The following is a 20,939-nucleotide window of genomic DNA, read 5'->3' on the forward strand; positions in this document are numbered from 1 at the left end:
CACCGACAGCGTCCCGTTCTGAAGATACCAGTCTGAGTGTTTGAACATAGCAAGCTCTTTCATTCGGAGATCGGGAGGCTCGGCCCGGTGTACCGGAAGCACTTGCACGACGGCTGGTAGGCGGACTTGCGCATGGCGAGGACCCCGTCGTGCCGACCCGGACCGAAACCGCTCCGGAAGGTCGTGACCGAGTCGAAGGTGTCGAGTTTCTCCACGCCCGCGATGAAGGCCTGGGCGTTGACGTACTTGCTGCCGCTGCCCTCCAGCGCCTGCTTGAGCAGGTTGAGCGCGTCACACAGCCGCAGTGCGGTGCTCGCGTTCTGGGCGAGGTCCAGGTGCGCCTTGGTCAGGATCGACAGGCACTTGGCGGCCGCCGGGTTCGAGGCCAGCAGTTCCTGCTGCGCAGCGGCCGGGACGCCGAAGTCGGTCAGGCTCCACGCGTAACCGGTGATGGCTGCCTGCATGGCCGGCGTGACGCCGTTACCTGCAGGGATCCCCGAATACGGCCACGCGTACCGCGCATCCAGTCCCTGCTTGGCGGCGGTGATCGCGATCGGCCCCAGAGAGCCGGATCCGAAGAACACGATTCGGTCGATGCCGGCCTGCTTGAGCTTCAGCACCATGCTCAGCGCCTGGGCCTGCAGCGCCTTCTGGTCGCTCGAGGTGGTGTCGTACGTGAACAGCCGGGGTGTCGAGCCGGCGGCCTTCTCCAGCGCGGGAACGAACGTGCTCGCAGCGATCTCGTCGTCGTCTCCGACGCCGTCGGAGACCACGGCGATCTTGCTGGTGTCCTGGAGGAAGCCGGTGCTCTTGAGCAGGGCGGGCCAGGCGGTGGCCAGCCGCTTGCTGGTCAGCGCGCCGGGGCCGACGGTGAACGGCGCCTTTTGGAACATGCTCGCGTCGACGACGCTGCCGGACCACGCCTGGACGACCGTGCCCTGCTGGTTCAGGCACGAGTTGAGCTTCACGGAGCCGGTCACGTCGTTCAGCACGGCGAAGACCCTGTCCTTGCGCTGCTTGTAGGCCAGGCATATCGCCTGGTCCTGCTCGGCCTGCGTGGCGGTGGCCGACACGTTGGCCTGGGCCTGATCGGCCCGGATGAGCTTGCGGCCGGCGATCCCGCCGGCCGCGTTGTAGGCGTCGAAGACGGCCTTGTCCACCGGCGCCGTCGCGTCGAAGTAGTAGTTGTCCACGACGGTGATGCTGTCGGCGCTCACCCCTGGGCCGTTGTGCGCAGGGATGGCCGTGGCCGCCGTCGGCGACGACGAGGACTTCGTGGTGCCGGCGGACGTGGCCGAGCAGCCGGCCAGCGAGACGGCGAGGACGCCTGCCGCCAGAGCTTTCTGCAGTGACCTGCGTGTTCTCACGGTTCCTCCTGGATCGTGTCCCCGCCGCCGGGTTCGGCGGCGGCGGTCGGCTCCCCGGCCCGACAGGGATCGAAGGTGCTAAGACCAGCAGGTGAAACTGAGAAGAACAAGTCTTGACTCTGAACTCCACAGCCATGCAGCATGGCGTGCCGCCTGGACCGAGCGCTGCCTGGTCAGGCTTCGGACGTCCAGGAAGAGATCAGGAGGGCACGTGGCGATACGACCTCGCGTACTCATCGCACTGGGCTGCGCACTGCTCACCGCGGGGTGTGCCAGTGGTTCCGAGATGAGCTTCCGGCAGGACAAGCGGCTGACGATCGTGAGCCCGGGCACCGGCTCGGCGGTGCGGCTGCCGGTCAAGGTCTCCTGGACGATGCGCGACTTCACCGCGGTCCGCCCCGGCAGCCCGGCACGGGTGGGAACGGGGTACTACGCGGTCTTTCTCGACAAGTACCCGATGGCTCCCGGCAAGAGCCTGGGCTCACTGGTCACCAACGGCGACTGCGCCGGCGTGAGCGGATGTCCGGACGCCGCCTACCTCGCTCAGCGCCTGAACGTCTTCGTCACCTCCCGGACCGGCTACACCATCGACGCCGTCCCGTCGTCGGGGACGTTGGGGAGCAGCTCGCACTACCTGACGATCGTCCTCGTCGACGGGGCCGGCCGACGTATCGGCGACTCCTCCTGGACGACCAGCTTCACCGTCGCGGGAGCCGCGTCATGACCGCCACGGAACAGGGTCCCGAGACCGCCGAGAAGGCCACCACGTTCTCGGTGGCGGGATTCACGGAGGAGATCGAGCGGTCGACCGCGGCGATGGCCGAGCAGGGCAGGGACATCGCCGGAGTGAACGGCGAGGTCGACAAGCGTTCCCTGCTGCGCATGCTCCGGGAGGAGAAGGCGCCGCTGTACCCGATGGTGGCGCTGTTCCTGCTCAGCCTGAGCGACCTGCTCCACGGTCAGGCGTTCGGCGTGTACCAGCCGGACATCGCCCGCACTTTCGGGCTCGGCCCGCAGTTCTTCACCACTGTCAGCCTGATCACGCAGGTCATCGCCCTGGTCGTACCACTGACCGTGGCCCGGTATGTGCAGAACAGGCCCGCGCGGGCCCTGGTGATGCTGGTGTCGGCGGGACTGTGGTGCGTGCTGACCGGCTACACGGCCGTCGTCCCCGGCTCATTGATGCTCACCGGGGTGATCCTGCTGGACGCCGCGACCACGTCGGCGAACGGCACGGTGAGCGGGTCGCTGATGGTCGACCTGTACCCGCCCCGGGCGCGCGTGCGGGTGCTCTCCGTGCTGTCCATGGGGGCGATCGCGGCGGGGCTGGTGGCTCCCGGGATCGTGTACCTGCTGTCCGGGCCGCTGGCTCTGACCTGGCGGGGAGCGTTCCTCGTGCTGGCGGCGCTGGCACTGGTCTGTTTCCTGCTGTCCCTGGGTCTGCGGGACCCGGGGTACGGCACCAGGGACACCGAACTGATCCGTGCCGCGGTCCGGGAGAACGCCGGCGCCGTCGACGACACACGCACCGTCGAGCCGCCCAGGCTGACGGTCTTCGAAGCGCTGCGCCGCATCCTGGCGATCAGGTCGATGCGGTTGCTCTTCACTGCGGGCATGGTCGGTGCGATCGCCACGCCGATCTCCACCTATCTGGTCTTCTACTACACCGACCGCTTCGGTCTGGACGCCGCTCAGCGGGCCCTGCTGCAGGGTTCCACCTCGGTGGTCGGTCTGCTGTCCTTCGTCATCCTGGCTCCCGTCGGCGACCGGATGTACCAGCGTGACCCCAAGCTCATCTTCTACGCCTCCGGCGCGGTCTCGCTGCTGGGCATCGTCCTGTCCGCCGCGCAGGTGTTCGCTTCGACGGTCTCGCTGATGGTGGTCCTCAGCCTGGTCGGCACGGCGCTCGGCGGCCTGAGCGGCCCGGCGATGGCGGTCGGGACGATGTCGCTGGTACCGGCGAACCTGCGTGCGCACGTCGGTGCGGTCACGGCGCTGTTCTCGCTCGGCGGGGTCGCGATCGGCACCGTCCTGATCGGCGGACTGGCCGGCAGTGTGGGCATACCGCTGGCGGTCGCGATCGGCTCGGTCCCGTCGGTGATCGGCGTCCTGCTCACGATGCGCGCCGGACGCCACGTCCGCGCGGACCTCGACAGCATGATCGAGGGAGTGATCGAGGAGGAGACGGTCCAGCGGATCCACGCGGGCGGCGGACGGCTGCCCACCCTGGCGTGCCGGGGACTCGACTACTCCTACGGCCAGACCCAGGTGTTGTTCGGCGTCGACTTCGCCGTCGACGAAGGCGAGATGGTGGCCCTGCTCGGCGTGAACGGCGCGGGCAAATCGACCCTCCTGCGGGCCATCAGCGGCCTGGGCCTGCCCGACCGGGGCAGCGTCCGTTTCCAGGGCCACGACATCACCTACATCGACGCCGAGCGCCGGACCGAACTGGGGATCACTCAGATCCCCGGTGGCAAGGCCGTCTTCGGCGACCTGACCGTGGCCGACAACCTGCGCTGCTTCGGCTACACCGCGGGCCGGTCCCGCCGAAACCGCGAGGCGGCCATCGACCAGGTCTTCGCCGGGTTCCCGCAACTGGCCGAACTGCGCAGCCAAAAGGCCGGCACCCTGTCCGGTGGACAGCAGCAAATGCTCGGCATGGGCAAGGCGCTCATCCTGCGCCCGAAGCTGCTCCTGATCGACGAACTGTCGCTGGGCCTGGCGCCGGTGGTGGTCGGCGAACTCCTGGACATGGTCCGCGCGATCAACGCGGCCGGCACCGCGGTGGTTCTCGTCGAGCAGTCCGTGAACGTCGCGCTGAACCTGGCCGAGCACGCCTACTTCATGGAGAAGGGCCAGATCAGGTTCGACGGCAGCAGCCGTGACCTGCTGGCTAAGACGGACCTGCTTCGCGCGGTCTTCCTGTCCGGCGCGAGCGCCGGCGACGTGCCGGGCGCGGACACCGAGGAGCGCTCATGACATCGCGGGACACCATGGCAGGGCTGCTGCGGCGCCTGCCCGCCCGGTCGCGACTGCCGCTCGGCTGCGGCGCCGTCCTGGCGCTGGGGCTGCCGTTCGCGCACGCACTCGGGTACGCGACGCCCCCGTACGTGGTGGTCCTGGGCGCGATCATCGGCATCGGCTACGGCCTGCTCGGCGTGTGCCTGGTCCTGGTGTTCCGCACCAGCCGGGTCATCAACTTCGCTCTGCCGCAGATAGGGATCTTCGCCGCGGCATCGTTGCCGGTCTTCGTACAAGTGGCCGGACTGCCCTACTGGCCGTCGTTCGCGCTCAGCGCCGCGGTCGGCTTCGCGGCCAGCGCCCTCGTAAACCTGGGCGTGGTGCGCCGGCTGGCGAAGGCACCGCGCGGCATGGTGACCGCGGCCACCATCGGCGCCGGGGTACTGCTGTCCGACGGTGCCGGCCAGCTGCTGCACTTCACCTACGACGCCGGCGGGAACCTGCGGGAGCCGACACTGCCGGCCGGCCTTCCCCAATTCAGCATCGGCCCACTGCTGGTCACCCAGAGCTACACCGGGCTGCTGGTCATCGGCCCGGTGCTGGTGGCGGCGCTCACCGTGTTCCTGACCCGCAGCCGGTACGGCGTGGCCATCCGCGCCGTCGCGTGCAATCCCGACGCCGCCCGCATGGCGGGCATCTCCGAGGTCCGCATGTCCACCCTGGCCTGGGGGATCGCCGGATCGATCGCGGCCGTCACCACGATCCTCACCGCGGCCCCTTCGGCCAACAGCAGCACGACAGCCCCGGTCCTGCTGCTTCCCGCCCTGGGCGCCGCGGTGGTCGGTGCCATGCAGAACCTGTCGCGTGCGATGGCCGCCGGGCTCTTCCTCGGCGTGGTCCAACAGGTCGTGCTGTGGAAGGACCCGAGCTCGCACGCGGCCGAGGTCGTCGTCTTCGTCGTCCTGCTCGTCGCCCTGATGATGCAACCGCGCGCCGGGGGACGTGCCGAGGCCACGGGCAGCTGGGTCGGCGTCGCGGCGATGCCGCCGCTGCCGCCCGACCTGGCCCGGCTGTGGCCGGTGCGCCACGGCCCGAAGCTTGTGCTGCTCGCCGTCGCCGGTGCCCTGGTCGGCTTCGGACTGACCTCCGGGGCGCAGGCGGTGAACGTCACCGTGATCCTTTCCGGAGCCATGGTTGCGGCCTCCGCCAGCATCTTGACCAGCCTGGCCGGCGAACTGACCCTCGGGCAGTACGCCGTCGCGGGCATCGGAGGGGTGGCGTCCTACTACGTCGTCGAGCGCACCGCCAGTTTCCCGCTCGGTCTGCTGGCCGCGGCTGCGGCGGCCGGTGCCTGCGCGCTGGTGCTGGGCCTGCCCGCGCTGCGGAGTCGGGGCCTGATGGTGACCGTCACCACGCTCGGCTTCGCCATGCTGGCCTCGGACGTGATCCTGCCGCACTCGTGGCTGCTCGGCGACGGCGTCACCCCGGCCCAGCCGGTCGTCGCCGGTCACACACTCTCCGCCGGACAGCCGTACCTGTGGTACGCGGCGCTCGTGTTCTGCCTCGTGCTGCTGCTGGCCCACAACGTGTGGCGGGGCGGCTTCGGACGGCTCCTGCGCGCCGTGCGCGACAACGAGTCGGCGGCGCGGACGTTCACGGTGCGTCCGGCCCGCGTCCGGATCCAGGCGTTCGTCGTCGCCGGTCTGCTGGCCGGGCTCGGCGGCGCCGTCTACGCGCACTTCCAGCTCACCCTCGACGCGGCCACCTTCCCGCCCGAGCTGTCCGTAGGTGTCGCCCTCGCCTTGATCGTGGGCGGGCTCTCGTCCTTCAGCGGGGCGCTCATCGGCAGCCTCTGGGTGATCGGTGCCCCCCTGCTCCTGCCGTCCTCCGGCCTGGCGAGTACCGCCACCACGACCGGTGTCCTTGTCGTGGCCCTGTGCCTGCCCGGAGGTCTGGTGTCGCTGCTGCGCCCGGTCCGCGACTGGACGGCCGGCCGGATCGGGCGCATGTACGGCATCCCGCTCGCCGCAGCGCCCCCTGCCCACCACCACATCGCCCAGGCCGATGACGGGCGGACCGCCCTGTCCGAACGGCCGCCGGCATCGCGCCCTCAACCGCCCGTACTGAGGGTGCCCGACGTGGCGGACCGCGTACCTGGGCAGGTGCTGCTCAGGGCGGACGGCCTGGTCAAGAGTTTCGGCGGAGTCAGCGCCGTACGGGGTGTCACCCTGGACGTCGTCGAAGGCGAGATCCTGGGCCTGATCGGACCGAACGGGGCGGGCAAGACCACCACCTTCGAGATGCTGAGCGGCTTCGTCGTGCCGGACGGCGGGACCGTGCACTTCGCCGGTTCCGATGCCACCGGCCTGGCCCCCGAGCAACGCGCCCAACGCGGACTGATCCGCTCGTTCCAGGACTCGTCGCTGTTCCCGACCATGACCGTGCGAGAGGTCCTCGCGCTCACCCTCGAGCGGCAGCAACGGACCCCCGTGACCGCCTCAGTGCTGGGCATCGACCGTACCGCCCGCAAGCGCCAAGCGGTCGCCGACGAGCTGATCGACTACTTCGGTCTCGGCGACTACCGAGGCAGGACCATCCACGAACTGTCCACGGGAACCCGTCGGATCACCGAGCTGGCCTGCATGATGTCGCTCCGCCCACGCCTGCTGTTGCTCGACGAGCCGTCGGCCGGCATCGCGCAGCGTGAGACGGAGGCTCTCGGCGTCATGCTGCGGAACCTCAAGAAGGACTTCGACTTCACACTCGTGGTCATCGAACACGACATCCCGCTGGTCATGGCTCTCGCCGATCGGATCGCGGTGATGGTCGACGGGCAGGTCATGTGCTGCGGCACCGGACCGGAGATCCGCGCCGACCAGCGCGTCGCGGACGCCTACCTCGGCGGCAGCGTGACCGCCATCGAACGCAGCGAGCACACCGTCCCGACCTCCTTCACGACCACCTGACGCCCCCTGTCATTGGAGAACCGCATGTCGAACCCAGCCGCCATCCCTCTGATCGACGAGAGCTCACTCGACGACGTCATGCGTACGTCCGAGGTTCCCGTCCTGGTGTACGTCTGGGCCGAGTGGTGCGGGCCGTGCCAGTACCTCGGCCCACACCTGGAGCAGGTCGCCGCCGAACTCGGGGACGGCCTGCACGTAGTCAAGATCGACTTCGACGCATCGCCGCAAACGCAGGAGAAGTACGGCATCAGCGGCATCCCCGTCCTGCTCCTGTTCACGGGCGGCGAACTGGTGGCCAGGCTCGTCGGAGGCCGGGACGCCGACAACCTGATGGCGCAGATCCGCCCGCTGCTCGAAGTACGGCCGAAGGCAGAGGGCCCCGTGGTCGGGCCGCCCGAGGAAGACGGCCCGGAGCACCTGGTCCCGGACAACTGGACCCCCCGCGGGCCCCGTGTCCTGGCCTTCCCCGACGACCTGCCCGGCAAGGTCGCGGTCTTCGACGGATGGATCCCCGACCGCGGCGAGAGCGAGGTCCTCCCCGCGCAGGGCACTATCGAGGTCGCCAAGGGCCGGGTCGTGTGGCTCATGGTCCACCAGACCGGTGACGAGGAGAACCCGGATGCCCCGGCCGACCCGGTCGACCTCGGGTTCCTGCGACGGCTCCCGGCCGACGGCGTCGACAAGCTGATGATCGTGGTCCCGGCCATCAGCACGGCCGGCCTGGCCGACATCGCGCACCTGACCGGGCTGACCAGGCTCTCGGTGACCGCACAGCGCCTGGTCGGCTCCGCCGCCGAGGCAGCCTCGGCACTGGCGGGCCTGACGCAACTCGACGAGGTGCATGTGACCATTCCGGAGGCCGACGACGCGTTCGTCAGGCAGGTGGTGGGCCTGCCGCTCCTCCAGGAGCTGTATCTCAACGCCGGTGGGGTCACCGACGCCGGGCTGGCCGAGCTGGCCCGTGCCCCTGGCCTGCGCAGTCTGATGCTCGGCACGCCTTCGGTCTCAGACGCCGGCCTGGCGGAGATCGTCGAGGCCGGCCTCCCGGAGCTGACCACCCTGCTGCTCCGTGCGCCGGAGACGACCGACGAGGGACTCGGTCACGTGGCGAGGCTGACGGGCCTCAAGGTCCTGCACGTCACCGCGCCGAAGGTCACGCCCGCCGGACTTCGCCGCCTGGCGGGGCTGTCCCGTCTGACCACCCTCGACTTCGCCGACACCCCCGTCGACGACGAGGTGGTCGACGCCCTGGCGACACTGACCGAACTGCGGTCACTGGGCCTTGGCGGCGAGGCGAACGTCAGCGAAGCCGCGTATCTCCGCCTGCGCAGCGCACTGCCCTCCGTCAGGATCAACGGCGTCTGGGTCGCGCCGCAGGCAGTGCAGCACGCGCTGAACGCCGACTGACCGGACGGCCGGAAGTGCCCGCCTCAGGGTCCTTCAGGGCTGTTCACGTGCCGTGCGACGGCTGTCAGGCTGCGACCGGACGGACTTCTCCCTGCGGGGACGACCGGACTCTTGGAGGGTGCCGGGGAGGACCTTGGCCCCCGTTACTCTTCCTCGCACGGAGCCGCCGGCGTCTGGCCACCCGGGAGCGCCGCGCACGTACCAGGACATGACATATCGACACTCCGGGGCCGCGTGAACTGCGGAGGCAGCACCCGGTGCGAGCGGAAGCGGCGGCGAGCTCGACCCGCGCAGCGGGTCCGACATCACGGTCTCGCGATAGGGTCTGGCCCAAGCAGAACCGTGTGCTGCTCATACTAGAAGGAGAGCCTTTCATGGACTCGGGTAGCGGCGGCGGATCGATGAGCGATCGCGCCGTCAGCGAGATCCGCCAGCGCGTCATCCACGGCGACCTGGCGCCCGGCGCCTCCTTCTCCGAGGCTGACATCGCCCAGCGCCTCCAGATGAGCAAAGCACCCGTACGCGAGGCCTTGGCGGTGCTGCGGCGGCTGGGCTGGGTGGAGGTCATCCCGCGTTCGGGCTACCGGGTCCCCCCGGTCACCCTGCGCGGGATGCAGGACCTGTTCGAGCTGCGCCTGTGGCTAGAACCGGAGGCGGCAGCCCTCGCCGCCCGGCACGGCGCACGCCGGCCCGAGCAGATCGCGGCGCTGCAGGAGTTCTGCGCCCGCGAGGAGGAGGGCGGCACGGAGGACCGGGCCGCCCGGCTCACCGACCACTACCGGGCGCACCGCCGCATCGCGGTCCTCGGCGGGAACGCCGAGCTCGAGCGGGTGCTCGACGAGGCCCTCCTCAAGATGGAGCGCTACCACGCCCTCGACGTGATCGATTCGGCGGCGGGATCCGGTGGCCCGGAGTCGGGTCATCGGCGCCTCGTGGAGGCGATCGCCGCCGGGGACTCCGCAGCGGCCAGAGACCTGGCCACCCGTCATGTACGGGAGGCGCGCGACCGGGCGGTCGCCGCCGTCCTGGACAGCGAGGCACTGCGCGCCGTCGACCTGACCTCACTGGGCCAGCCGCACAACCTGCCCGATGCGGAATCGCGGCTGCGCTCCGCATAGCGGCGAAAACACCGGCTCGGCGGGGATCTGCCAACCCAGCGTGCGACCACCGGCCCGCCCCTGAAGAGATGACGGAACTCCTAAATCGCCAGAGGCAGGTCCGGATGGGAGCGGCCCGCTTCTGCTCGCCCGGATGCAGGACCTTCCGTCATGGCGCACGGTGATGCAACTGAAATCCGCCGGAAGCCAGCCGAACAGGGCATACAGCCAAGCCTCCCTACTTGTCATCCGATGTATTTCTCCAAATCGCCTCTCTGTGCGCACCATTGACAGCTTTGCTACTCCCCTCGATCATCAGACATCCGATGAATGGAGCCGCTCATGGGTACGTATCCGAGACGCCAGGTCCTGGGCGCCGCGGCCGGAGTCGCCGCCGTCGCGGCGCTTCCCCTCGCCTCAGCCACCGCCGCACACGCCGCCGAACCACTCGCCGAGTACGCCGGACCGTGGGCTCCCGTCCCCGACCCCGTCCCTGTTCCGCTCGACTCCCTCTACGACAACGACGGCGTCGACACGGCCTCCGCACGGGGTGGTGACTTCGACGGATCGGGCTACACGTTCCCGGGCGAGGAGCTCCCCACGGGCCGCGTGCAGGTCGACGGCGTGCCCTTCGTCTTCCCGGCCTCGCCCGCCGGCGCGAAGAACAATGTCGTCGCACTCGGCCAGCGCGTCGAACTGCCCCAAGGCCGCTATCTCTCGGCCGTCTTCCTCACCGCGGGCAGCTACGGCAACGCCTCCGGCAAAGCCACGGTCCACTACGCGGACGGTTCGACCACGGCCGCCCCCCTCGGCGGATCCGACTGGTACTCCGCGGGCGGATCCCTGTCGGTGCCGTACCGCTACGGACCGGACGGCGCCAGGGACGAACACCGTGTGGGGATCGGCACGTCCGAGCTGTGGCTCGACCCACAGCGCGACGCCGTAGCGATCACGCTCCCGGTGACCAACCCGGCGCAGGCGAACAAGGCGTCGCTGCACGTGTTCGCGCTGTCCCTGCAACCTGCCGCTCAGGGACGAGCGCTTGCCCTGCGCGCGGCCCGGTCCACGAACTCGCTGCTGGAGTCGTCCGGCGCCCAGAGCGTCGAAGCCACCGTCGTCAACGCGGGGACGGTCGCCGTGCTGGCCGCGGACGGCGTCTCGGTGGGGGTCGAGGTTCCGGGGGCCCGCACCGTCGAGGCCGCCCGTGTCCGCCGCCTGGACCCCGGTGAGCAGGCGCGTGTCCGCGTGGGTATCCGTAACCGTGCGGGCACCGCCCCGGGTACGGTCCGCGACGGCTCGGTGACCGTCACCGGACGCGGAACCCAAGCCGCCGCGCAGAAAAGCCGGTTGACCCTCGGCGTCGCCGACTACCAGCCCACAGCGACTTCTCTCTCCGGCCACCAGGCGCCGTACTGGTTCCAGGGCGCCAAGTTCGGCATCTTCATCCACTGGGGCGTCTACTCGGTGCCGGCCTGGTCGCCGGTCGGCAAGCAGTACGCCGAGTGGTACTGGAACCACATGCAGGATCCCGCGAACGCCGTCTACGGGTACCACCGCGACAAGTACGGCGAGAACTTCGCCTACGACGACTTCATCCCGATGTTCACGGCGTCGAAGTTCGATCCGCGTGCCTGGGTCGAACTGTTCCGGGACGCGGGCGCGGAGTACCACGTGCTGACCTCGAAGCACCATGAGGGCTTCGCGCTGTGGGACACGAAGGTCTCCGACCGCAACTCCGTGAAGATGGGCCCGAAGCGGGACCTTGTCAAGGAACTCTTCGCGGCGTCCCGCCGGTACACCCCCGAACTCCACCGCGGGCTCTACTTCTCCATGCCCGAGTGGTTCAACCCGGACAACCCCTGGATGGGCCACGCCCCGCGCAATCCGTACACCCAGCAGCCGCTGCCCTACACGGGTTACACCGCTGGCAAGGACTTCGTGAAGGACTACCAGGCCCCGCAGATGCTGGAGCTGATCCAGGGCTACGACCCGGAGCTCATCTGGTGCGACATCGGCGGCGCCAACGACAGCCTCCATGTCCTGGCCGAGTACTTCAACCACGCGAAGAACCGCGCCCGGCCCATCGAGGTCACCGTCAACGACCGTTCGGGCATCGGCTTCCACGACTTCACGACCCCCGAGTACACGACGTACGACAACACGGTCGTCGCCAAGTGGGAGTCCAGCCGCGGCCTGGACCCGTTCAGCTACGGGTACAACCAGGCGACCCCCGACGACGCCTACATGACGACCGAAGAAGTCGTGCACAGCCTCGTCGACGTCGTCTCCAAGAACGGCAACTTCCTGCTCGACATCGGCCCGCGCGCCGACGGCACCATCCCCGAGATCATGCAGACCCGGCTGCGTGAGACAGGCCACTGGCTGCGCACCAACGGCGAGGCCATCTACGACACCACCTACTGGTCCCGGATGGCCGAACTCGGCGAGGACCTGCGGTTCACCGTCCGCCCGGACGAGGCCTTCTACATCCACTCCCTGGCCAGGCCGGGCGCCAAACTCACCGTCGAAGCACCGATCCCGATCCGCAACGGCGACAAGGTGACGATGCTCGGCCACGGCCGGCCCCTGACCTGGACCCTGAGCAACGGGTCGCTGGTGATCGACGTCCCCCAAGCCGCACGCCAGGCAGGACAGCACGCGTGGGTCTTCAAAGTGCACTGGGGTGCCTGAAAACCCAGACACCCCGCACAACCGGGGCCACGACGGCATGACGCCGTTCGCGACACCGGCGGGCACAGGTCCAACAAGGCGGGGGCGTTGTTGTCACGGAAGCGCGGTCACCAACGGCTGGCGTGCGCAGTGACAGTAGGCGGTGGATTTGATCCGGCCGACGATCCGAACGGTCGTCGCGGTCGCCCATCGGGTCGGTTGGTTACGCGCCGAGCGCGGGACCAACCGACCTTCACGTCGCCGCCGGCTGGATGTCGGCCGAACGACACCTCCTACTCCGCACCCGCGGGTTTCACGGCGACCGACTCCACCGGGACGGTGACATCCCTTGGGGGCCTGCGGGGGATGGAGCTCGCGAAAGCGAAGGTGAGGGCACCGGCGCCGACGCCCAGGGCCAGGACGGCACGCAGGCCGTTCTCGGTCGGGATGTGCACGCCGTGGAAGTCGGTGGTCATGTGGGCCAGGATCAGGCCGGCGACGGCGCTGGAGCCGGTCGTGCCGATGGAACGCATGAGGGCGTTGAGGCCGTTGGCGGCGGCGGTCTCGGACACCGGCACGGCTTCCATGATCAGTGCGGGCAGCGCGCCGTAGGCGAAGCCCACTCCGGTCGCCACGACGCAGGAGGCCACCATGACCTGCCAGATGCCGGACATCATCACCATGGTGAGCAGGTAGCCCGCTCCCACGATCACGGATCCGGTCATGAGGGTCACCTTCGGCCCCCTGCTCTTGGTGATGCGCGCCCCGTACGGGGAGACCGCCATCATCGTCAGACCCTGCGGAGCCATGACCAGGCCGGTGACGACCAGGGACTTGCCCAGACCGTAGCCGGTGGCCTCAGGCATCGTGAGCAGCTGCGGCAGCACCAGGTTCATCGCGAACAGGGCGAGACCGAGCGCCAGTCCGGCGAGGTTGGTGAGCAGTACCTGCGGTTGTGCGGTGGTGCGCAGGTCCACCATGGGCTGCGGGGCGCGCAGTTCGAACCAGCCCCACAGCACCAGCACGATCACGGCCACGGCGAACAGGGACAGGACCGTACCGCTTCCCCATCCCCAGTCGGCGCCCTTGGAGACCGCGAGGAGCAGGCAGACCAGGCCCACCGCCATACCGACCGCACCCGGCAGATCGAAACGCCCGCCCGTACGCATCTTCGACTCGGGCACCAGCAGGAACACGAGCCCGGCTGCGACCGCGCCGAGGGCTGCGGACACCCAGAACAGCATGTGCCAGTCGAAGTTGTCGGCGATGACCGCGGCGGCGGGCAGGCCCAGGGCGGCGCCGACGCCGAGGGAGCCGAGCATCGCCGCCGTCGCCCCGGGCAGTTTCTCGGCGGGCAGTACGTCACGCATGATGCTCACGCCCAGCGGCACCACGCCCGCCGCCAGCCCCTGCAACGCCCGTCCGACGAGGAGTGGAGCCAGGGAGTCGCTCAGCCCGCAGATCACCGAGCCCAGCACGAGCAGGCCGACTCCGATCAGGAGCATGCGCCGCTTGCCGTACATGTCGCCGAGCCTGCCCGTCACGGGGGTGGAGACAGCGCCGCACAGCAGCGTGGCCGTGAGGGCCCAGGCGGTGTCCGAGGCCTGGGCGTCCAGCAGCCGGGGCAGGAGGGGGACGATCGGGAGCACCAGGGTCTGGGTCATCGCGCCGGCGATCCCGGTGAAGGCGAGGGTCGCCACCACGACACCCAGTGGTGGCGGCGGGGGATTCTGCGCCTGGGCGGCCGACGGGTGTGTTCTGGACATGAGTGAGCCTTCCCTGTGGGGGGTGCGGGCGGAGAGTGGCCGCAACGGAATGGGCTGACGTCCGTGAGGTCGGAAAGCCGGATGAGCAGGTGGGGGTGCTCTTTCGGGCGGTGGCCCCGTGCGCGCCGACCTAGAGCGCGTTGGTGGCCAGGACTGCGCGCCAGGAGGTGCCGGTGGCGATGGCCTGGCGCCACGGGCGGATGACCTTGGGCGGCATGCCGATGGCGAGGACTCCGGTCAGCGTCTCGCCGGTGCGGTATGCGGCCAGGAACCGGCGCTCGCTCAAGTCGCCTTCCATGACGGCCGCTTCGTCGTGGCCACGCAGATATCCGTACGCCTGGATCCTCATGCCGTACTGGTCGGACCAGAAGTAGGGCACCGGCGCGAACGGTCTGCGTGTCTCGGGGTGGAGCAGGTTGCGGGCGGCGGCCATGCCCTGTTCGGCCGCGTTGGTACGGTGCTCGATCCGCATCGGTGTGCCGAAGAGCGGGTTGTGCCATCGGGCGACGTCCCCGGCCGCGTACACGTTCGGCGCGACCCGGCAGTACTCGTCGCAGAGCACGCCGTCGGCCACCGGCAGTCCGCTGCCGCCCAGCCACTCGGTGTTGGGAAGCGAGCCGATGGCCACCAACACCTCGTCCCCGCCGACTAGTTCGCCGCCCGCCAGGCGCACGCCGCGCTCGGTCACCTCCGTCACGGTGACCCTGGTGCGCAGGTGCACACCATGGTCGTGGTGGGCCTGCGAAAGCACCCTCCCGACGTCGGTGCCGACCGCATGGGCCAGCGGCACCGGGGCAGGCTCCAACAGGGCGACCTCCACGCCGAGCCGGCACGCCACGGCTGCGGCCTCGGCGCCGAGGAATCCGGCGCCGACCACCACCAGACGGCTGCCCGGCTTCAGCCTCTCCCGCAGGGCGAGCGCGTCATCGAGGGTGCGCAGGACGTGGGCGTCACGGTCGCCGGGAAGGCGCCGTGGCCGTACGCCGGTCGCTATGACCAGGCGGTCGTACGGCACGGTGCTGCCGTCCGCCAGCCGCACCACACGCGTGGCGGGGTCGAGCCCGGTCGCAGCGACGCCGAGCCGCAGGTCGAGGCCGAGGGCGGCGAGGTCCTCCTGAGTGCGCAGGGCCGTCATGCCCGCGTCCCATTCCCCGGACAGGACCTGTTTGGACAGCGGCGGCCGGTCGTAGGGCGGGTGGGGTTCGTCGCCGACCAGAGTCAGCCTGCCGTCGTAGCCCTCCCGGCGCAGTGTCTCGGCCGCCGCCAGACCGGCGGCCGAGGCACCGACGACCACGATCCGTTTCACAGCTCGGCCAGGCGGATCGCCGCAGCCGGGCAGACGGCCACGGCTTCCCGCACGCTGTCGAGGAGTTCGGCGGCGGGGTGCTCCTCCAGCACCACGGCGACGCCGTCCTCGTCCCGTTGGTCGAACACGGCGGGGGCGGCCACCACACACTGCCCGGCCGCGACACATTTCGGTTCGTCCAGCTCCACACGCATGGTTGTTGTCCTCGGTTCTTCAGGGGGTGGGGACTTCAGGCTTCAGGACGTGGTTCCTCAGAAGTGGCCTTGCGGCTACCAGGCAACCGGCAGCTCGTGCACCCCGTAGACCACCATGTCGTGGCGGAAACGCACCTCTTCCAGCGGTACGGCCAGACGCAGATCCGGCAGCCTGCGCAGCAGCGCGGGCAGGGCCTCCTGCAGTTCCACGCGGACGAGGGACTGGCCCAGACACTGGTGGACGCCGTATCCGAAGGCCAGGTGTCCGCGGGCGTCGCGGTCGAGGTCCAGGGCGTCGGCGCCTTCGAAGACGCCGTCCCGGTTGGCAGAGGGCAGACCGGAGACCAGCATCTCGCCCTTCCGCACGAGGTGACCGCCGACGACGAGGTCCTCGGTCGCCACGCGTACGAGCATGTCCTGGGCGATCGTCAGGTACCGCAGGAGTTCCTCGACGGCGACAGCGACCACCTTGGGGTCATCGGTGTCGCGGATCCGGGCGGCCTGCCGGGGGTTCTCCAGCAGGGCCAGCGTGCCCAGCCCGATCATGTTGGCGGTGGTCTCGTGCCCTGCGTGCAGGAGGATCATGCTGTTCATGGCCACGTCGAGAGGGGTCAGTTCTCCGGTGACCACCCGCTCGGTGACCATCCGGCTGATGAGGTCGTCCTCCGGCTCGCGCTCCTTGCGCTTCACCAGGTCCAGGAGGAAGTCGAACAGTTCACCGCTCGCCGCTTGCCTCTCCTCCTGTGGGACTCCCCTGCGCATCAGGACGGCACTGCGTGTCTGGAAGAAGGCACGGTCGTCGTAGGGCACCCCGAGCAGCAGCGCGATCACCAGGGACGGAATCGGCAGGGCGTACGCGTGCACGAGGTCCGCCGGCGATCCTGCGGCAATCATCTCCTCCAGGAACCTGTCGACCATCGACCGGACTTGCGGCCGCATCGCCTCGACCCGCTTGACCGTGAACTCGCCGGTGAGCGTGCGCCGGATGCGGGAGTGCTCGGGGTCGTCCATCCGCGGGAACGTCTGCGGCTGCTTGCCGTGCTGCTGGGTTTCCATCAGCTGCGGGTAGCGACGTCCGTCGGCACTGAGCCGCGGATCGCCCAGTAGCTGCTTGACATCGTCGTACCGGGTGACCGCCCAGGCGATGCGGCCGTTGCCCAGCCGCACCTGGGTCAGCCCGTCGGCGCGCCGCCAACCGGCCTGTACGGGGGGCGGATCGAAGGGGCAGCCGGGGGAACGGGTGCCAGGGTAGTCGGGAAGGTCGGTATCGTCGTTCGGCTGGGCCTGTTCAGTGTCCGTGGTCATGGTTACTCCTGTGGGGATGTGTGGACGAGCACGGTTCGCCGCAGGCGCAGTGGGGGCCTGCGGGAATCGCGGAGCAGGGCGTGCAAGGCGCCTGCTCATGGCTTATGTGTGGCACGCCGCAGCAGATGGGCCATCTCCGCGCCGGGGTCCGCGGGGACGAAGGAGTCGGTCTCGTCCCGGATCAGGTCGAGGTGGTCGCGTACGTCCTCGGCCGTCAGTGCCGGGTTGTGGTAGCCCCGCGTCCGGCCGACGAAGAACCGCGCGGTCTGGTCGGCGCCCGCGGTGCAGATCTCGCCGGACACCGGGCAGTCCTCTCGGGCCAGGAAGGCGACCGTGGGCGAGGTCGGCGCCGGATCGAGGCTGCGGGTGAGGGGAGGGTGTTCATCCTCTCCAGGTCCGCCGGATCGACGGGGCGGCTGTCCGCGCCGCCGGTCCGCGCGTTCGCCAGGGCTCCCGCGAGCATGCGGGTGGCGGCGACCGGGGCGACGGCGTTGACCCCGATGCGGTGTGCGGCTCCCTCCACGAATCGAGCGTGCAGGCCGGGTGCGGGCAGCCGGGAGAGGCCAGGGGCCGGTGGGGTCATGCTCGGTCGCCCGTGGGGAGCAGGTGACCGTGATTTTCGTGCGGCAGGGCGCTCGGGTTGTGTCACCATGCGACCGGCAGCGCGTGGACGCCGTAGATGCTCATGTCATTGCGGAACCTGATCTCCTCGGGCGGCACCGCGAGCCTCAGGCCGGGCAGCCGGCGCAGGAGCACGGGCAGGGCGATCTCGAGTTCGGCACGGGCCAGGACCTGTCCGAGGCACTGGTGCACGCCGTGTCCGAAGGCCACGTGTCCGCGGGCGTCGCGGTCGATGTCGAGGCGCTCGGGGTCACTGACGAAGCCGGGATCCCAGTTGGCCGCCGAGAGGTTCATGACCAGGAGATCACCGGCGCGGACGAGCTGGCCGCCGATCTCGATGTCCTCCGTGACCATGCGGGTGACCACGCTGTGCACGACCGTGAGGTGGCGCAGGAGTTCCTCCACCGCGCGCGAGACCACCTTCGGGTCGTTGGTGTCGCGGATCCGCGCGAGCGCGGCCGGGTTCTCCAGCAGCGCGAGGGTGCCCAGCGCGATCATGTTCGCGGACGTCTCGTGCCCGGCGTTGAGAAGGATGAAGCTGTTCATCGCCAAGGTTTCGCGGCTCAGTTGCCCTTGCTGGATGTGCTCGCGCGTGACGCGGCTGATCAGGGCGTCGTCCGGTTCGTGTTCCTTCTTTCCGATGAGGTCGAGCAGATAGCCGAAGAGCGACCCTCTGGCCTTCTGTCTCTCCTCCTCCGTGGCGGTGCGGCTCATCAGGACGGAGGTGATGTCCTGGAAGTAGACGTGGTCGTCGTAGGGCACCCCCAGCAGCATCGAGATCACCAGGGAGGGAATGGGCAGCGCGTACGCCTGGACCAGATCCGCGGGGCTGCCGGAGGCAACCATGGTGTCGATGAACTCGTTCGCCATCTCCTCGATCCGCGGGCGCAGGGCCTGGACCCGTTTGACGGTGAAGTCCTTGGTCAGCATGCGGCGCAGCCGGGCGTGTTCGGGATCGTCCATCCGGACGAACATCTGGGCGGCGGGGCCCATGCTGATCTGCTGTATCGGGACCTCGGCGCTGATCCGCGGATCCGTCATCGCGGCCGTGACGTCCTCATACCGGCTCACGGCCCAGGCGGCGTGGCCCCTGAAGTTCACGCGGCGCAGACCCCACGTCTCACGCCACTCCCGGTACTCGGGGGCGGGGGCCAAAGGGCAGCGCGCGTCGCGGTCAGCGGGGAACTCGGGAAGACCGATGGCGTCATCGGTGCCGGTAGTGGTGGACATGAAACCTCCTGGAGCGTCGTGGGAAGGCGCCGAGGTACTGGTGAGCGGGCTGTCGTGACTGCTCGAGGAGCGCAGAGGCACTACGCGTGGGGCCGTGCGCAGCGCTCCGAGTCCGCCACTCACCGGATCGTCCGCGAGTCGGCATGTCATAACTGGCAGCTGACTGCCATTTCCATGGTGCCCCTGATGCAAGTGGCAGTCAACTGCCTCTTGGTATCTTGTCCTCGTGGCCACCGATTCCGAGCGACTCCTGCGGACCGACGCAGCCCGCAACGCCGAGCGGATCCTGCGCTCCGCCCGCGAGGTCTTCGCCGAGAGCGGCCCCGACGCACAACTGGACGAGATCGCCCAGCACGCCGGAGTGGGCATCAGAACGCTCTACCGGCGCTTTCCCAACAAGGCCGTCCTCGCCAAGGCCGCCTTAGAGCAGGGCATCGCCGAGTACATCGCTCCCGCCATCGAACAGGCACTCCTCGATGACGACCCGCTACTCGCCCTCACCTCCGTCATCGATGCCGCCATGTCGATGGCCGCCCGCGAGCACAACACCCTGGCCGCCGCGAGAAACGCCGGCGCCGTCATCTCCGACGCCATCGGCCCGTACTACGCATCGCTGACCCTCCTCACCCAGCGCGCCCAGGAGGCCGGACGCATCCGCGCCGACCTCGTACCGGACGACCTGCCCAGGATCATGGCCATGCTCTTCAGCCTGCTGTGGACCATGGACCCGGCCAGCGACGGCTGGCGCCGCTACCTCTCCCTCATCCTCGACGGGCTGTCACCGGCGGCGGCGACCCCTCTTCCCGAGTCCGTTGCGCTGCGGCCGTCATCGCAACCCCGAAACTGGCCGATCTGACGCGAGGGCCGAAGGCGCCCACCGGGGAACCCGGCCCCCGGGGAACTGTCGGTCATGAACGCGAGTCACGAGTGGGTGGTGTGTGCCCTACGAGCCCGTGGTGACTCGCGGGGGCCTTCACCTCTTCAGGGACGCGGGTGCTCGCCGAGGAGCCGGACGCCTCCACGGCCGGGCAGCCATGCCTCGCGGGCGCCTGCGGTTCCCTCGGCGGGGCCGCCGTGGCTGCGGTCCGACTCGAGGGATTTTGCAAGCACGGGGGGTGTTCCCGGGTACGGAGCGCCACGAGGTGCCGTCCCAGCAACGCTTCAGAGCAACCTGATCAACGACGACGGGCCGCACCCGAGAGGAACCGCTGAGCGCTGCGGCTGTCTGTCCAACATCTGCTCGACGGCCCCTACTTTCGTAGGGGGAGAACGTCGCAGAACGACGGATCCGATGGGGAGGGCCAGCTTCTACCGTCGAACCCATGAACGGCTGGACCACCTCCCACGACCGAGTCCTGGCGCAGCGCCACGCCGAAGGCTGGATGTTCCTGATCGAAACGGCCCGCGATCTGCGGCCCGGCGCTGCCGCCTCCAGCGGAAACGCGCTGGCCCGGGCCCTGACCGAACCCGTGCGGGTCCAGGCACCCCGCCCGCTGGCCGTGCTGGAAGCCGGTGCCGGCACGGGAGCGGTCACTCGCTCCCTGATATCCCAACTGTCCCGGGGCAGCCGCCTGGACGTCGTCGAAACCGATCCGCGCGTCGCCGCGCAACTGCGCCACCTCGTCGCCACGCACCCCGCCCCGGCAGGCGGACCCCGGCCCGTGACCGTCCGCCGGGCGTGCGTCGAGGACCTCGACGCCGACGACCGCTATGACGTGATCGTCTCCGGTCTGCCGCTGAGCACGTTCACCCCGGTACAGGTCGAGCGCATCATGGCCCGCTCCATGGAACTGCTGCATCCGGGCGGCACCCTGACCTATTTCACCCACGTGGGCGCGCACGCAGTCCGTGCCCTGACCACGTCACGCGCCGAGGCACGCCGCCGCGCCGCCGTGAACGAAGTCATGACTGCCTACCAGTGCAGTTACGCCACCGGCCGCCGGACCGTGTGGGCCAACCTGCTTCCAGCCAACGTCTGGCAGCTGCAACGGCCCTGCGTCTGCCCCGACGACCAGCAGCAGACACGGGACGGAGTGAGCCGGTGAACGC

At 69.7% G+C, this 20,939-nt stretch carries 15 protein-coding genes; 8 read left to right on the forward strand and 7 right to left on the reverse strand.

The genetic code is table 11. From position 1 onward, the window contains the following. Positions 1-59: 59 nt before the first annotated feature. The gene (locus ACZ5SK_RS41620; protein WP_468577533.1) at positions 60-1,367 is read right to left on the reverse strand and encodes a type 1 periplasmic-binding domain-containing protein; all 1,308 of its coding nucleotides are present in this window, start codon (positions 1,365-1,367) and stop codon (positions 60-62) included. 211 nt (positions 1,368-1,578) lie between these two features. Here ACZ5SK_RS41620 and ACZ5SK_RS41625 point away from each other — a divergent pair, with 211 nt between their 5' ends. The 6 genes from ACZ5SK_RS41625 (at position 1,579) to ACZ5SK_RS41650 (ending at position 12,489) form a co-directional block, all read left to right on the forward strand. Next, positions 1,579-2,091 carry a hypothetical protein gene (locus tag ACZ5SK_RS41625; RefSeq protein ID WP_468577534.1) on the forward strand — a complete coding sequence of 171 codons (513 nt, stop codon included), beginning with the start codon at positions 1,579-1,581 and terminating at the stop codon, positions 2,089-2,091. Continuing rightward, positions 2,088-4,346, forward strand: a complete 2,259-nt coding sequence (locus ACZ5SK_RS41630) for an ATP-binding protein (protein ID WP_457495615.1) — start codon at positions 2,088-2,090, stop codon at positions 4,344-4,346. Before ACZ5SK_RS41625 ends, ACZ5SK_RS41630 begins: the two co-directional genes overlap by 4 nt. Continuing rightward, the gene (locus ACZ5SK_RS41635) at positions 4,343-7,294 is read left to right on the forward strand and encodes an ABC transporter permease subunit (protein WP_468577535.1); all 2,952 of its coding nucleotides are present in this window, start codon (positions 4,343-4,345) and stop codon (positions 7,292-7,294) included. The genes ACZ5SK_RS41630 and ACZ5SK_RS41635 overlap by 4 nt, the downstream gene beginning before the upstream one ends. Positions 7,295-7,318: 24 nt before the next feature. After that, positions 7,319-8,701, forward strand: a complete 1,383-nt coding sequence (locus ACZ5SK_RS41640; RefSeq protein WP_399708240.1) for a thioredoxin domain-containing protein — start codon at positions 7,319-7,321, stop codon at positions 8,699-8,701. Between the two features lie 374 nt (positions 8,702-9,075). Beyond that, positions 9,076-9,819, forward strand: coding sequence for a GntR family transcriptional regulator (locus tag ACZ5SK_RS41645; protein WP_399708238.1), 744 nt, complete (start codon positions 9,076-9,078; stop codon positions 9,817-9,819). Between the two features lie 321 nt (positions 9,820-10,140). Next, a complete protein-coding gene (locus ACZ5SK_RS41650; RefSeq protein ID WP_457495612.1) occupies positions 10,141-12,489 on the forward strand; it encodes an alpha-L-fucosidase in 2,349 nt (782 codons plus the stop codon). Between the two features lie 272 nt (positions 12,490-12,761). Here ACZ5SK_RS41650 and ACZ5SK_RS41655 read toward each other — a convergent pair whose 3' ends face one another. From ACZ5SK_RS41655 to ACZ5SK_RS41680, 6 genes are all read right to left on the reverse strand, one after another. After that, positions 12,762-14,234 carry an MFS transporter gene (locus ACZ5SK_RS41655; protein ID WP_457495611.1) on the reverse strand — a complete coding sequence of 491 codons (1,473 nt, stop codon included), beginning with the start codon at positions 14,232-14,234 and terminating at the stop codon, positions 12,762-12,764. A 130-nt stretch (positions 14,235-14,364) separates the two neighbouring features. Beyond that, positions 14,365-15,540, reverse strand: coding sequence for an NAD(P)/FAD-dependent oxidoreductase (locus tag ACZ5SK_RS41660; RefSeq protein ID WP_468577536.1), 1,176 nt, complete (start codon positions 15,538-15,540; stop codon positions 14,365-14,367). Then, positions 15,537-15,734, reverse strand: a complete 198-nt coding sequence (locus ACZ5SK_RS41665; RefSeq protein ID WP_468577537.1) for a ferredoxin — start codon at positions 15,732-15,734, stop codon at positions 15,537-15,539. The genes ACZ5SK_RS41660 and ACZ5SK_RS41665 overlap by 4 nt, the downstream gene beginning before the upstream one ends. A gap of 75 nt (positions 15,735-15,809) precedes the next feature. Further along, on the reverse strand, positions 15,810-17,039 hold the full coding sequence (locus ACZ5SK_RS41670) for a cytochrome P450 (RefSeq protein WP_457495609.1): 1,230 nt from the start codon (positions 17,037-17,039) through the stop codon (positions 15,810-15,812). A 95-nt stretch (positions 17,040-17,134) separates the two neighbouring features. Further along, positions 17,135-17,341: a hypothetical protein gene (locus ACZ5SK_RS41675; RefSeq protein ID WP_399708230.1), complete on the reverse strand. Its 207-nt coding sequence runs from the start codon at positions 17,339-17,341 to the stop codon at positions 17,135-17,137. A 343-nt stretch (positions 17,342-17,684) separates the two neighbouring features. Then, positions 17,685-18,890 (reverse strand): cytochrome P450, encoded by a 1,206-nt coding sequence (locus ACZ5SK_RS41680; RefSeq protein ID WP_468577538.1) that lies wholly within the window; start codon positions 18,888-18,890, stop codon positions 17,685-17,687. Between the two features lie 226 nt (positions 18,891-19,116). Here ACZ5SK_RS41680 and ACZ5SK_RS41685 point away from each other — a divergent pair, with 226 nt between their 5' ends. Together ACZ5SK_RS41685 and ACZ5SK_RS41690 are read left to right on the forward strand one after the other, a co-directional pair. Further along, positions 19,117-19,746 carry a TetR/AcrR family transcriptional regulator gene (locus ACZ5SK_RS41685; protein WP_457495607.1) on the forward strand — a complete coding sequence of 210 codons (630 nt, stop codon included), beginning with the start codon at positions 19,117-19,119 and terminating at the stop codon, positions 19,744-19,746. Between the two features lie 466 nt (positions 19,747-20,212). Beyond that, positions 20,213-20,935, forward strand: a complete 723-nt coding sequence (locus tag ACZ5SK_RS41690; RefSeq protein ID WP_457495606.1) for a class I SAM-dependent methyltransferase — start codon at positions 20,213-20,215, stop codon at positions 20,933-20,935. Positions 20,936-20,939: the final 4 nt, after the last annotated feature.

It is taken from the genome of Streptomyces sp. NPDC031474 (assembly GCF_055581185.1).

Bases quoted from the DNA above. Each gene is read 5' to 3' on its own strand.
- ACZ5SK_RS41630 (WP_457495615.1), top strand. From the start codon at position 2,088: ATGACCGCCACGGAACAGGGTCCCGAGACCGCCGAGAAGGCCACCACG.
- ACZ5SK_RS41665 (WP_468577537.1), bottom strand. From the start codon at position 15,734: ATGCGTGTGGAGCTGGACGAACCGAAATGTGTCGCGGCCGGGCAGTGT.
- ACZ5SK_RS41635 (WP_468577535.1), top strand. From the start codon at position 4,343: ATGACATCGCGGGACACCATGGCAGGGCTGCTGCGGCGCCTGCCCGCC.
- ACZ5SK_RS41645 (WP_399708238.1), top strand. From the start codon at position 9,076: ATGGACTCGGGTAGCGGCGGCGGATCGATGAGCGATCGCGCCGTCAGC.
- ACZ5SK_RS41680 (WP_468577538.1), bottom strand. From the start codon at position 18,890: ATGTCCACCACTACCGGCACCGATGACGCCATCGGTCTTCCCGAGTTC.
- ACZ5SK_RS41690 (WP_457495606.1), top strand. From the start codon at position 20,213: ATGAACGGCTGGACCACCTCCCACGACCGAGTCCTGGCGCAGCGCCAC.
- ACZ5SK_RS41670 (WP_457495609.1), bottom strand. From the start codon at position 17,039: ATGACCACGGACACTGAACAGGCCCAGCCGAACGACGATACCGACCTT.
- ACZ5SK_RS41650 (WP_457495612.1), top strand. From the start codon at position 10,141: ATGGGTACGTATCCGAGACGCCAGGTCCTGGGCGCCGCGGCCGGAGTC.
- ACZ5SK_RS41655 (WP_457495611.1), bottom strand. From the start codon at position 14,234: ATGTCCAGAACACACCCGTCGGCCGCCCAGGCGCAGAATCCCCCGCCG.
- ACZ5SK_RS41640 (WP_399708240.1), top strand. From the start codon at position 7,319: ATGTCGAACCCAGCCGCCATCCCTCTGATCGACGAGAGCTCACTCGAC.